Source organism: Burkholderia sp. Ac-20392 (assembly GCF_017104585.1).
Lineage (GTDB): Bacteria > Pseudomonadota > Gammaproteobacteria > Burkholderiales > Burkholderiaceae > Burkholderia > Burkholderia lata.
On record NZ_JAAGPB010000282.1, the window covers coordinates 1 to 11,295 of the forward strand.

The window sequence follows — 11,295 nt, forward strand, 5'->3', positions numbered from 1 at the left end:
GTCGTGCCGGCGCCGCCGCCGGCCGCCAGCCTGTCGGCCGCCGAGCAGCGCCCGCTCGTCGACGCGGTGCTCGCGAAATTCGGCGGCGACGTGAAGCAATGTGCGGCCGATGTAGAAGACGAAATGTCGGCGAGCGATCGCAGGAAGGCGTCGCGCGCCGTCGCGATCTCCGCCGACGAAGCACTGGTCGCGATACCGTGCCAGACCAGCAGCATGTATAACCACACCGACCTGTGGTATCGCATGCGACGGACGGCGCCACTCACGCCGACGGCGATGAATTTCGGCGAGAACGCGAACGCGGGGCTCGATTCGGCGTCGTTCGCGAACGAACTGACCGAGGCCGGCTACGATTCCGCCAGCGCGACGCTGTCGAGCAAGGTCCGGCTGCGCAGTGCCGGCGATTGCGGCTCGACCGCATCGTGGATCTTCGACGGCCGCCGCTTCATGCTCGGCGATATCGCCACGCACGGCACCTGCAACGGCCTGTTCGACGATCAGTGGCCACGCCTGTATCGGCGGGCCGATGCGGCAGGAAACCACTGACGCACGCATCGCACTGAAACGCGCCGGCATGGATAACCCATAACAAACCGAGGGGCCGAACCATGCATCACCCGTTCATCACCGCGTCGCGCCACGCGACCGCGACGCGGCGCACGCGCGGCTGGCGCAGCGTGCTTGCGTTCGCACTGGTCGCCATCACCGCATTCGCGTCGGCGCCGGCGCGTGCGACCAACGCCGACGATTCGGTCGAAATCCCGTTCTGGTCGCGTAACTGGACCGGCACGATCGGCAACCGGCATGTCAAAGTCTCGCTGTCGCGTGTGGCCGACACGGTATCGGGCTGGTACTGCTACGCGCCCTGCACGTCCGACAAACGCTATCGGCTCGCCTTGAAGGGAACACTCGACGCGCACGGCGCCACGCTGTCGGAACGCGACAGCGGCGCGAAAGCCAACGCCGATCGCGTAACGGGTACGTGGCACGTCGCCTCCCTCGACAACGCCGTGACCGGCACGTGGGCATCGCCGGACGGCAAGCGCACACTGCCCGTCTCGCTCGCACCGAAACAGGACGGCAGGCCGTTCCCTTACGAGATCCGCCTCGTCGCGGACAAACTGCCCGACGACAGCGGTTCGTGCAACGACCCGCCGCACGTTTCCGCGATCCGCCTGTACGATCGCGGCCGCCTCGTGCAGACGCTTCAGACGGATTCGCAAGGCACCTGCGGCCTGCCCACGCCCGATTTCGCCGACGTGAATTTCGACGGATGGCCCGACCTGATGCTTGCGCAAGGGATGGGGGCAAGCCCGAACATTCCATACCAGACGTGGATTTACGATCCGAAGACGCGGCATTTCATCGATGCGCCGCAGGGGCTGCAGGGCATCACGTCGCCGGATTTCGATCCCGTGCACCGGATCATCTGGACGAGCTGGCGCGCGAGCTGTTGCGAGCATGGCGTGACGACCTACCGCTGGCAGGGCAACGACGTGAAGGAAGTCGACACGGCCAGCAGCTACATGCTGCCGGTGCTCGACGGGAACACGCGTCGTTATTGCTACGTCGTGCCCGGCTACGGCGACGGTTACATCGAGTTTCCGCAGCGCATCGAGCAGACCGATACCGGGCTGCGTTCGACGCTTGGCGACCCGAAAGATTGCGAAACGAGCGATTCGCCGTCGACGACACGCGCCTATATCGATATCTGGAAGCCGGGCTCACCCGGCCACGCGCCGATGCTGGTACGCACCGAAAAGGTCGCGTGGAAACGCACGCAAACCCGCGCCGGCATGAAGTTCTGCCCCGAGATGCCGTTCTACGACAACGGCCGCATCCGCCGCATCGTGCTGCGCGACGATCCCGACCAGTGCGAAGAGAAAAATCCCGACAAGAACTAGCGTGCGGGGCGACCGCACGCGCGTACCGCCATCACGTCACGCGCCGACGATCGAGATCGAGAAGCCGTCCCAGCCCTTCTGCCCGACCGTCTGCACGGCCGTGGTCGTGAGGTTCGGGGCGGCCACGAGACGCGCGAACCCGTCGCGCACGCCAACCACGTCGGGCTCGCGATTGTCCGGATCGGCCACGCGCCCGCCGCGCACGACGTTGTCGACGACGATCACCGTGCCGGGCCGCGACAGCTTCAGCGCCGCGTCGAGATAGACCGGGTTGTTGTCCTTGTCGGCATCGATGAAGATGAAGTCGAACGGCGCTTCACCCGCGTCGATCAGCCGCGCGAGGCTGTCCTTCGCGCTGCCTACCACCACCGTCACGACTTCCGCGAACCCGGCGCGCGCGATGTTCTGCGTCGCGACCTTCGCATGCGCGGGGTTCAGTTCGAGCGTCACGAGCGTGCCGCCCGGCGGCAACGCGCGCGCGAGCCAGATCGTGCTGTAGCCGCCGAGCGTGCCAACCTCGAGGATCCGGCGTGCGCCGCGGATCGTCGCGAGCAGTTGCAGCAGCTTGCCCTGGTTCGGCGCGACGTTGATCGCGGGCAGCCCGGCCGCGTCGCTCGCCGCGAGCGCGGCGTCGAGCGCGTCGTCGGACGGCACGAGCGTCGCGGAGAAATACGCATCCACCTGGTTCCAATGATCCTGATTCATCGTGCACCCCTTGTTTGCGGAACAGGCATTTTATGCGCCGCATCGCCATAAGCAACAAACCATTCGTTCTAAGAGCGGTTGCGCGCGTGCTCCTATAATCGCTCGACCACCACAACAAGAGACGGAGCACCCATGACCGATCAGGCCGTATCGAACTGGCGCCTCGAAACCATCGCCGTGCACGGCGGATATCGTCCCGACCCGACCACGCGCGCGGTCGCCGTACCGATCTACCAGACCGTTGCGTACGCATTCGACGACACGCAGCACGGCGCCGACCTGTTCGACCTGAAGGTCCAGGGCAACATCTACACGCGGATCATGAACCCGACGACGGACGTGCTCGAGCAGCGGATCGCCGCGCTCGAGGGCGGCATCGGCGCACTGGCGCTTGCATCGGGGCAATCGGCCGTCACGTACGCGATCCAGACGATCGCCGAAGCCGGCGACAACATCGTGTCCGCGAGTTCGCTGTACGGCGGCACCTACAACCTGTTCGCGCATACGCTGCCGCAATACGGGATCACGACGCGCTTCGCCGATCCGCGCGACCCCGCCTCGTTCGAGCCGCTGATCGACGCACGCACGAAGGCGATCTTCGCGGAATCGGTCGGCAACCCGCTCGGCAACGTCACCGACATCGCCGCGCTCGCGGAAGTCGCGCATCGCCACGGCATCCCGCTGATCGTCGACAACACGGTGCCGTCGCCGTACCTGCTGCGCCCGTTCGAACACGGCGCGGACATCGTCGTGCACTCGCTGACGAAGTATCTCGGCGGGCACGGCACGAGCCTCGGCGGCGCGATCGTCGATTCGGGCAAGTTCCCGTGGGCCGAGCATGCGGACCGCTTCAAGCGGCTGAACGAACCCGACGTCAGCTATCACGGCGTCGTCTACACGGAAGCGTTCGGGCCGGCCGCCTATATCGGCCGCGCGCGCGTCGTGCCGCTGCGCAACATGGGCGCGGCCATCTCGCCGTTCAATGCCTTCCAGATCCTGCAGGGGATCGAAACGCTGGCGCTGCGCGTCGAGCGGATCAGCGACAACGCGCTGAAGATCGCGCAGCATCTCGCGCGTCACGAAAACGTCGAATGGGTGAACTACGCGGGCCTGCCCGATCACCCCGACCATGCGCTCGTCGCGCGCTACCTGTCGGGCCGCGCGCCGGGCATCCTCACCTTCGGCGTGAAGGGCGGACGTGACGGCGGCGCGAAGTTCCAGGACGCGCTGAAGCTGTTCACGCGGCTCGTCAACATCGGCGACACGAAATCGCTCGCGACGCACCCGGCATCGACGACGCACCGGCAACTGTCGCCGGCCGAACTCGCGAAGGCCGGCGTGAAGGAAGAAACGGTGCGGCTGTCGATCGGCATCGAGCATATCGACGACCTGCTCGCCGATCTCGACCAGGCGCTCGCGCCGCTTTGACGGAAACGGGCGCGCCGGCCTGCCGGTGCGCCCTGCCTCGAATGTGTTGACCTTGAAGCGGCTTCAAGGTGTTCAATCCCCGGTTGATGCCGGGGAAACGCCCGGCGCGTACGAACCCCCGTACCATGTAGCCGGGCAGCCAGACGCCGAGCCCGCTGCGGTACGCCAACCGTCCGAGAGTCCTCATGACACCGACCGCGAAGCTTGCGCTGCTCACGTTACCGCCCTTGCTGGCGGCCTGTTTCGGCGCCGTTGCGGCCGCCTGGCGCGCACCCGGCCCGAAAACGTCGAGCGTCATCCAGCATTTCACCGGCGGCATCGTGTTCGCGGCCGCCGCGCTCGAACTGCTGCCGCAGGACCGTGCGCATGCGCTGTTTCCGGTCGTCGTCGGCTTCGTGCTCGGCATCGCGCTGATGCTTGCGACCCGTGCATTGTCGGGTGCAATCGAGACGCGCTTCGAGGAAGCGCGGCTGCCCGTGAGCCTCATCATCGTCACCGCGATCGATCTCGTCATCGACGGCCTCGTGCTTGGCATCGCGTTCTCCGCGAGCGACGAAAGCGGCATCATCCTGACCGTCGCGCTGACGCTCGAGGTGCTGTTCCTCGCGCTGTCGGTCAGCGCGGCGCTCGCGGCCGCCGGCATTGGCCGCCTGCTGTCGATCGTCGTACCGGTCGGGCTCGCGGCGCTGCTGAGCGTCGCGGCCGTGGCCGGCAACGCGGCGTTCGCCGGACTTCCGCCCAATATCTACGCGGCGCTGCTCGGGCTGGGCACCGTTGCGCTGCTGTACCTCGTCACCGAAGAACTGCTGGTCGAAGCGCACGAGGTACCTGAAACGCCGTTCGCGACGGCCGCGTTCTTCATCGGCTTCATCGTGTTCTTCCTGATCGAAGGATCGGTGAAGGCCGGATAAGCCGGCCACGGCGGCGCGCCGGCTACCACGTCGTCGCGCCGGTCGGATACGTGTCGACGATGCGGGTGCCGTTGACGGGCGTCACGCCCTCGTTGCGCAGCGCGGCCCACAGGTCGATCGCATGTTCGCGCGACTTGCGGCTGCCGTCGTCGGTCAGCACGTTCAGCGCGATCACTTCGTCGCGTGTCGTCAGTTGCAGTTGCTCCTTCAGCTTGCGCGACTGATGCGACGCGGTGCGGACCTCGCCGAGCAGGATCCGCTTCGCCGCGCCATTCGATCCGTCGCCGGCATCGGCCGGCACGAACGTCAGCCGACCGTTGTCGACCTCGCACTGCCCGCGCGTGAACGTCGCGCTCCACGCGCCGGCCGGCACGGCCGCGAACTCGCAGCGCATCCGCTCGTTCGCGCGCCGGCCGACATCATGCGCCGACGCGTGCGACAGCGCACGCTCCGGCCAGCCGGCCGCCATCGCGGCCGTCGACATCAGACACGCCGCGAGCACGATTCCTTTCGCGAAATTGCGCATGACACTCTCCTCTTCATGTGGGATGCGGCCGCGGGCACCACGCCGGGCGGCCGCGAATGACCGATCAACGAACCGCCAAACGGTTGTCGTGCGCATCGACCAGCGGCGCCGTCTCGCCGCGATGCACCGACGCGCGATGGATTTCCTGGTTGCGCGCGACGGTGGCCGGGCTCGCCGGGTAGTCGTGATTCGGGCTCGGAATCACGCCGTCGTGGCGCGCACGCACCAGTTCCTGACGGACTTCCTGCCGGGTCTTCTGCTGCGCGGCCACGGCCTGCGAAAAGGCCGCCATCGACAGCGCGGCAGCGGCGATGACGATCATCGGTCGCGGAAGGTTCATGTTGTTCGCTCCTTGCTTGAAAAGCCGTGACAGGAGCATTCACTTTGAGCCGGCAGCGGTGCGGAATCGTGATCGCAGCATGACGGTTTCGTCACCGCTTCGACAGGCGCTGCATCGCACTGCGAATGAAAAATCGTCGTCAGTTTCTGCGCCCATGACGCGTCGATGACATTTTTCTCATTTGTCCCTCACCTTCACGATCCGAACGCTTTCCAGAATCGGCAGCGCCATTGCGATATTCCGCGCCCGCCGATACCACGCGCGGCGCGGAATCGACCGATGCACGAAACGATCATCTTGAACTTCAGGGGCACTCCATGAAAACTCCCGTTCGGCTCGCCATGATGTCGGGTGCGCTACTCGCAACCGCTCACGCGGCACACGCGTCGGAAGTCACGCTATACGGCCTGTTCGATACGTCGCTGACGTACGTATGGAACGCCAACGCGGACGGCAAGAATCTCGTCGGCCTCGGCAACGGCAACCTGCTCGGCAACCGCTTCGGCGTGAAGGGCGCGGAAGATCTGGGCGGCGGGCTGAAAGCGATCTTCACGCTGGAAAACGGCTTCAATCCGAACACCGGCGCGCTCGGGCAAGGCAACCGGATGTTCGGCCGGCAGGCATTCGTCGGGCTCGAAAGCGCGCGCTGGGGCACGCTGACGCTCGGCCGCCAGTACGACGCGCTCGCGGATGTCGCGTGGCCGGTCACCGGCGACTTCTACTTCGGCAGCGTCTACGCAACACCCGGCGACGTCGACAACTACGACACGTCGTCGCGCACCGACAACGCGGTGAAATACACGTCGCCGGTGATCAACGGACTCCAGTTCGTCGGCATGGTTGCGCTCGGCGGTGTTGCCGGCAAGAGCGGCGCCGGGCAAACCTGGTCGGCCGGCCTGTCGTACAGCAACGGCCCGGTCGACGTGGCGGGCGGCTATTACTACGCGGCCAATCGCTCCTCGCTCGCCAACGGCATCCGGACCGGCTGGAATGGCACCTCCGACGGCACGTTCGACGGATCGCTGGTCAATGGCGGCTACATCTCCGCGAAATCGATCGGCATCGCGCGCGGCGCGGTGCGCTACAACTTCGCGCCGTTCGCGGTCGGCATCGACTACAGCAACGCGCTGTACAAGGCCGATGCGATGTCCGCGTTTCGCAGCACGCAGAAGTACGACACCGCGCGCGGCTTCCTCAATTACCAGGCGACGCCCAGCCTGCTCGTCGGCGTCGGCTACAGCTATACGCGTGCCCGTGGCGATACGAGCGCGACCTACCATCAGGTGTCCGCCGGCGCCGATTACGTGCTGTCGAAGCGTACCGATCTCTACGCGGTCGGTGCGTGGCAACGCGCGAACGGCGAACAGCGCACGCTCGACGGCGGCACGCAAACGGCGCAGGCGTCGATCGGCTCGTATGGCTACGGCGGAACGCGCACGCAGGGGATCGTCAATCTCGGGTTGCGCCACCGGTTCTGATCGCGGCGGCCAACTGCGCGCCGCGTGACGAAAATTTCATGTTCCGATCAGGTTCGCGAAGCGTCGTATCGCTACGATCGGAAACGTGACGGGCAGCGCCCGTTCCAGACCACGCAAGCGGGTCGTTGCCGCACGGCACGTCACGCGTTAGGCCCGGACACGTCGAGTGCCGGGCCTTTTTTTGGTCGCGGCCCCGATGATCAGGGCGTCGAAATGCGCTGCGGGAACAGGCACGTATGCGTTTTCACATACAGGTTCGGATTGCCGCAGCGATGCCCGGCGTAGTCGATCTGCTCGCCGGGCATGAGATCGGCCGGCACTGGCTTCTTCGCAGCGGCGGGCTTGGCCTGCGCAGTGGGCGCGGTGCCGGAACGTGTCGATGCGCAGCCCGAGAACAACGGGACGATCAGGACTGCGATCAAGGCTAGGCGAATGGCGGGACGATGCACTTTTCGGTCCGGAAGGGAAGTCTTAGCGAGGCCGGACGCTTTCCATACAGCTATCGCGAACGGCATGAATGCCGCCGGCCACATCGGCCATCGGCAGACTTCATGTTCCGCTTCCGGCTCATCGCGCTCATGACGTGAACATGACGATTGCGTCATGTCGATCGCGTTCGAACGGCGCCGCTCCTCCTCACGCAATCTGACGCATTTTTCATCTCGCGATCACGATCACGCACGGCTGCTTTCGCATACTGGGTCCATGGTTCGCCACCCGGCGGCCCTGATCAAGGAGAGCACTCGATGAAAACGGCAAAACTCGCAGCACTGTTCGTCACCGCCACGCTGTCGCTCGGCATGGCCACGCAGGCCGCATTCGCACAGACGCAAACGCAGGGCAAGACCCGCACGCAGGTCGTCAATGAACTGAAGCAGGCGCAGCACGACGGCGTCGTGCCGGTGAGCAAGACGCAATATCCGCCGACCGGCGAGCTCGTCGCACGCAACAAGGAGCTTCACGGGATTTCGGTGCATGGCGGCGAGAAGAAGCCGCAGACCGACAACCACGACAACCTGACCGCGCAGAAATGACGCTCGGCCACTCGACCGCGGGCAGCACGCCGCGCGCAGCCGCCTTTTGGCGAACGCGCGGGCGTGCCCGCCGGCGGTGTCAGGTATGGATGGCCGCCGGCCGATTCAGCTCGGCCGGCCGTCGCGGAAAGCGCAGCCAGAACGTCGTGCGCCGGCCGGGGTCGCTGTCGACCCCGCATTCGCCGCCGTGATTGTCCATGATCGACCGGACGATCGCGAGACCCAACCCCGTCCCCTGCGCCGAATTGTGCCGAGACGGATCGACACGATAGAAGCGCTCGAAGATCCGCCCGACGTGCTGGGCCTCGATGCCGGGCCCCGTATCCGACACGGCGATCGTCGTTCCTCCGCCCTGCTCCACGCAATTGATCGTCACGACGCTGCCGCGCGGCGCGTAGGCCAGCGCATTCGACAGCAGGTTGCTCAACGCGCGCTGATACAGCGTCAGATCCGCATCGACCCACGCATGGCCGTCGACCTTCACCGTCACGCCGGCATCCTCCGCCAGCGGCTCGTAGTAGCCGGCGACGCGCCCCGCCTCTTCCGACGCATCCAGGCGCCGCACGCTGATTGACGTGCCGGCCTGCTCCGAACGCGCGAGAAACAGCATGTCCTCGATCATCCGCGACAGCCGCTGGTATTCGTCGATGCTCGACTCGATCACGTTCCGGTATTCCTCCGCGCTGCGCGGCTGCGACAGCACGACCTGCGCGGCCGCCTGCAGGTTCGTGAGCGGCGTGCGCATGTCGTGCGCGAGATTCGACGAGAACTGGCTCAGCCGCGTGAACGATTCGTTCAGCCGCTCCAGCATGCCGTTGAACGCATGCTCGAGTTCCTTCAACTCGCCGGCCGTATCGAGCGCCGGCAGCGGATGGGCGAGCCGGCTCGTCGACATCTGCTCGGCACGCGCCGCGAACCGCCGCAGCGGGCTCAGCCCGAGCGCCGCGATGCCATATGCGATCGCGGCCGCGAGCACCACGCCGAACACCTCGATCACGACGATCGTATAAGCGTGCGTGCGCAGCAGCAGCACGTCGGCGCTGCGGTCGTACTGCACCACGACGCGCACCACGGGCGCGCCTGCGCCCGAGCCGGCCAGCGGCACATTCGTCACCAGATACTGCTGCCGCGCGCCGGGCGGTGCGACACCGACCGGCACGCGCCCTGCATCCAGCGACATCAGCGGCGCAACCAGGCGGAAGCCGGGTGTGCCGACGAGGCGCGTACCCGAGGCGTCGAAGATCGCCAGATCCATGTTCGGATGGCCGTGCAACTGGTCGATCCAGATGTCGGTGTTGCGCGCGACGTCGGCCGTCGAGCGCGCTTCGGCCAGGTGCGCGCCCAACGCGGCGGAAATGCCGGACATCTGCTCGGCCGCCGTCGTTTCGACGCGATTGCTCAGCGCCTCGTAGAGCGCGACGCCGCTCGACGCGAGGATCACGGACGTCGACAGGATGATCAGCGCGGTCAGGCGTCCGCGCAGCGTGCGCGGCAGCAGGCGCGCGATCATGTCGCGCTGCCGCCGCGCGCCTCGAGCACGTAGCCCATGCCGCGCACGGTGTGGATCAGCTTCGGGTCGTACGCGTCGTCGATCTTCGAGCGCAGCCGCCGGATTGCCGAATCGACGACGTTCGTGTCGCTGTTGAAATTCATGTCCCACACTTGCGACGCGATCGTCGCGCGCGGCAGGATCTCGCCCTCGCGGCGCATCAGCAACCACAGCAGCGCGAATTCCTTCGCGGTCAGCAGGATCGTGTCGCCCTGCCGCGTGGCCTTGCGGCGCGTCAGGTCGAGTTCGAGGTCGGCCACGCGCAGCGTGTTCGAATCGCGCGGCTGGCCGCGTCGCAGAATCGACTTGATGCGCGCGGTCAGCTCGACGAAATCGAACGGCTTCGCGAGGTAGTCGTCGGCGCCGAGCTCGAGCCCCTTCACGCGATCGCCGACATCGTCGCGCGCGGTGAGGAACAGCACGGGCGTCGACTTGCTGCGCCGCAGGTTCTGCAGCAGCGTCCAGCCGTCCTGGCCGGGCAGCATCACGTCGAGCACGAGCAGGTCGTACTCCTCGGTCTCGGCCTGGTGCTGGCCCGTGATGCCGTCCTCGACCCAGTCGACGACATAGCCGGCCTCGGTGAGCCCCTTGCGCAGGTACGCGCCCGTCTTCGGTTCATCTTCGACAATCAGAATTCGCATCACGCATTACCCTTGAAGAAACCCAGCCGGCGCAGCACGCCCGAGCCGAAGCCGCCGCGCAACGCCGCGCGCCACGACACCGCATGGCTGCCACGGTACAGCACGGGCAGCACCAGCAGCGTCAGCGCCGTGGACGACAGGATACCGCCGATCACGACCGTCGCGAGCGGGCGCTGCACCTCGGCGCCGGTGCCGGTCGCGAACGCCATCGGCAGGAAGCCGAGCGACGCGACGAGCGCGGTCATCAGCACCGGCCGCAGCCGCGTGAGCGCGCCTTCGCGCACGGCGGCCTCGAGCGGCATCCCTTCATCGCGCAGGTTGCGGATGAACGAGATCATCACGAGCCCGTTGAGCACGGCCACGCCGGACAGCGCGATGAAGCCGACCGCCGCCGTGATCGACAGCGGAATCCCGCGCAGCCACAGCGACACGACCCCGCCGCTCAGCGCGAACGGAATGCCGGTGAACACGAGCAGCCCGTCCTTCACGTTGTTGAACATCACGAACAGCAGTACGAACACCATGAACAGCGCGAGCGGCACGACGAGCTTCAGGCGCTCGCTCGCGCTTTGCAACTGCTCGAACTGCCCGCCCCATGACACCCAGTAGCCAGCCGGCACGCGCACGTCCTGCTGCAACCGCTCGCGCGCATCGGCGACGAACGAGCCGACGTCGCGGCCGCGCACGTTCGCGCTGACGACCACCCGCCGCTTGCCGTCCTCGCGGCTGATCTGGTTCGGGCCCGGCGCGACGTCGATCGTCGCGAGCTCGGCGAGCGG

13 protein-coding genes are annotated in these 11,295 nt (G+C 66.7%); 6 read left to right on the plus strand and 7 right to left on the minus strand.

All coding sequences use genetic code 11. The features are described from left to right. Both G3N99_RS25680 and G3N99_RS25685 read left to right on the plus strand, forming a co-directional pair. On the plus strand, positions 1-546 hold a 546-nt coding region (locus G3N99_RS25680), incomplete at its 5' end, for a DUF1176 domain-containing protein (RefSeq protein ID WP_206123793.1). Between the two features lie 62 nt (positions 547-608). Then, on the plus strand, positions 609-1,904 hold the full coding sequence (locus tag G3N99_RS25685; protein ID WP_206123794.1) for a nitrite reductase: 1,296 nt from the start codon (positions 609-611) through the stop codon (positions 1,902-1,904). A gap of 36 nt (positions 1,905-1,940) precedes the next feature. Here G3N99_RS25685 and G3N99_RS25690 read toward each other — a convergent pair whose 3' ends face one another. Beyond that, positions 1,941-2,609, minus strand: coding sequence for an O-methyltransferase (locus tag G3N99_RS25690; RefSeq protein ID WP_174938933.1), 669 nt, complete (start codon positions 2,607-2,609; stop codon positions 1,941-1,943). Positions 2,610-2,741: 132 nt separating this feature from the next. On the opposite strand from G3N99_RS25690, the gene G3N99_RS25695 reads away from it, so the two are divergent. Further along, on the plus strand, positions 2,742-4,037 hold the full coding sequence (locus G3N99_RS25695; RefSeq protein WP_174940772.1) for an aminotransferase class I/II-fold pyridoxal phosphate-dependent enzyme: 1,296 nt from the start codon (positions 2,742-2,744) through the stop codon (positions 4,035-4,037). A gap of 185 nt (positions 4,038-4,222) precedes the next feature. Beyond that, positions 4,223-4,948, plus strand: coding sequence for a hypothetical protein (locus G3N99_RS25700; protein ID WP_174938938.1), 726 nt, complete (start codon positions 4,223-4,225; stop codon positions 4,946-4,948). A gap of 22 nt (positions 4,949-4,970) precedes the next feature. Here G3N99_RS25700 and G3N99_RS25705 read toward each other — a convergent pair whose 3' ends face one another. Then, on the minus strand, positions 4,971-5,474 hold the full coding sequence (locus G3N99_RS25705) for a hypothetical protein (protein ID WP_174940770.1): 504 nt from the start codon (positions 5,472-5,474) through the stop codon (positions 4,971-4,973). Positions 5,475-5,538: 64 nt separating this feature from the next. Beyond that, positions 5,539-5,814: a DUF4148 domain-containing protein gene (locus tag G3N99_RS25710; RefSeq protein WP_174938942.1), complete on the minus strand. Its 276-nt coding sequence runs from the start codon at positions 5,812-5,814 to the stop codon at positions 5,539-5,541. A gap of 317 nt (positions 5,815-6,131) precedes the next feature. On the opposite strand from G3N99_RS25710, the gene G3N99_RS25715 reads away from it, so the two are divergent. Further along, positions 6,132-7,292 (plus strand): porin, encoded by a 1,161-nt coding sequence (locus G3N99_RS25715; protein WP_174940766.1) that lies wholly within the window; start codon positions 6,132-6,134, stop codon positions 7,290-7,292. Positions 7,293-7,492: 200 nt separating this feature from the next. On the opposite strand, the gene G3N99_RS42085 is transcribed toward G3N99_RS25715, so the two are convergent. Next, positions 7,493-7,897: a hypothetical protein gene (locus tag G3N99_RS42085; RefSeq protein ID WP_241011852.1), complete on the minus strand. Its 405-nt coding sequence runs from the start codon at positions 7,895-7,897 to the stop codon at positions 7,493-7,495. Between the two features lie 141 nt (positions 7,898-8,038). Between G3N99_RS42085 and G3N99_RS25725 the strand changes: the two genes are divergently transcribed. Beyond that, positions 8,039-8,326, plus strand: coding sequence for a DUF4148 domain-containing protein (locus tag G3N99_RS25725; RefSeq protein ID WP_174938946.1), 288 nt, complete (start codon positions 8,039-8,041; stop codon positions 8,324-8,326). Positions 8,327-8,405: 79 nt separating this feature from the next. Here G3N99_RS25725 and G3N99_RS25730 read toward each other — a convergent pair whose 3' ends face one another. The 3 genes from G3N99_RS25730 to G3N99_RS25740 form a co-directional block, all read right to left on the minus strand. Next, the gene (locus G3N99_RS25730) at positions 8,406-9,836 is read right to left on the minus strand and encodes a heavy metal sensor histidine kinase (protein WP_206123795.1); all 1,431 of its coding nucleotides are present in this window, start codon (positions 9,834-9,836) and stop codon (positions 8,406-8,408) included. Next, complete coding sequence (irlR, locus tag G3N99_RS25735; protein WP_089497548.1) at positions 9,833-10,516, minus strand: heavy metal response regulator transcription factor IrlR; 684 nt, start codon at positions 10,514-10,516, stop codon at positions 9,833-9,835. Before irlR ends, G3N99_RS25730 begins: the two co-directional genes overlap by 4 nt. Continuing rightward, positions 10,516-11,295: efflux RND transporter permease subunit (locus tag G3N99_RS25740; protein WP_206123796.1), on the minus strand; the 780-nt coding region annotated here is incomplete at its 5' end. The genes G3N99_RS25740 and irlR, both read right to left, overlap by 1 nt.

Coding starts and splice junctions, on each gene's coding strand:
- G3N99_RS25705 (WP_174940770.1), bottom strand. CDS start 5,474: ATGCGCAATTTCGCGAAAGGAATCGTGCTCGCGGCGTGTCTGATGTCG.
- irlR (WP_089497548.1), bottom strand. CDS start 10,516: ATGCGAATTCTGATTGTCGAAGATGAACCGAAGACGGGCGCGTACCTG.
- G3N99_RS25695 (WP_174940772.1), top strand. CDS start 2,742: ATGACCGATCAGGCCGTATCGAACTGGCGCCTCGAAACCATCGCCGTG.
- G3N99_RS25725 (WP_174938946.1), top strand. CDS start 8,039: ATGAAAACGGCAAAACTCGCAGCACTGTTCGTCACCGCCACGCTGTCG.
- G3N99_RS25710 (WP_174938942.1), bottom strand. CDS start 5,814: ATGAACCTTCCGCGACCGATGATCGTCATCGCCGCTGCCGCGCTGTCG.
- G3N99_RS25715 (WP_174940766.1), top strand. CDS start 6,132: ATGAAAACTCCCGTTCGGCTCGCCATGATGTCGGGTGCGCTACTCGCA.
- G3N99_RS42085 (WP_241011852.1), bottom strand. CDS start 7,897: ATGACGCAATCGTCATGTTCACGTCATGAGCGCGATGAGCCGGAAGCG.
- G3N99_RS25730 (WP_206123795.1), bottom strand. CDS start 9,836: ATGATCGCGCGCCTGCTGCCGCGCACGCTGCGCGGACGCCTGACCGCG.
- G3N99_RS25685 (WP_206123794.1), top strand. CDS start 609: ATGCATCACCCGTTCATCACCGCGTCGCGCCACGCGACCGCGACGCGG.
- G3N99_RS25700 (WP_174938938.1), top strand. CDS start 4,223: ATGACACCGACCGCGAAGCTTGCGCTGCTCACGTTACCGCCCTTGCTG.
- G3N99_RS25690 (WP_174938933.1), bottom strand. CDS start 2,609: ATGAATCAGGATCATTGGAACCAGGTGGATGCGTATTTCTCCGCGACG.